The organism is Pseudoalteromonas sp. G5_S1_14_S5, from assembly GCF_054968605.1.
Window position 1 is genome coordinate 1 of sequence record NZ_JBQKUM010000221.1, and the last position, 545, is coordinate 545.

At 44.8% G+C, this 545-nt stretch carries 1 pseudogene; it reads left to right on the plus strand.

Going from position 1 to position 545, the window contains the following annotated elements:
• Positions 1 to 230: 230 nt before the first annotated feature.
• Positions 231 to 545: pseudogene (locus ACTRWI_RS22635) on the plus strand (IS21 family transposase); the annotation flags it as partial.

A 545-nucleotide genomic window follows, 5' to 3' on the forward strand; every position in this document is an offset into this window, starting at 1 on the left:
TGCATATTTCGGAGCATTCCGATCAGTCATTTCGGGATTATCCGATCACCCATTTCGGTTTAAACCGATCACTGATTCCGCGATTATCCGATCACTTTTAGCCTAACTCCGAAATCGGTGATCGGAATAGCGAAAACCGCGATCGGAATGTCCGAAACCCTACCTTTTTCTCTTTTAAATCAATAGCTCGCTATTCTTTACTTCTTAAACAAGAAAGTAAGGAAGCGACCATGGCAAAAAAGAGAACTCCAATGAACAAAATCAAAGAGGTATTGCGCCTCAAGTACGACTGCGGTCTCTCAAATCGCAGCATCGCTTCTTGCCTTAAACTCGGCCCGTCCACCATATCGGAACTCCTTACTCGCTTTAAACAAAGCCAACTTGGTTGGCCTCTGCCTGAAAGTTGTAGCGATGCTGATATCACTCAAGCTCTGTATCACGGCAAGAAAGCCAGTCGCGATAAAGTCATGCCAGATTTCACTCAATACGCTGTCGAACTCAGACGTAAAGGTATGACGAAGATGTTGCTCTGGCAGGAATATCAT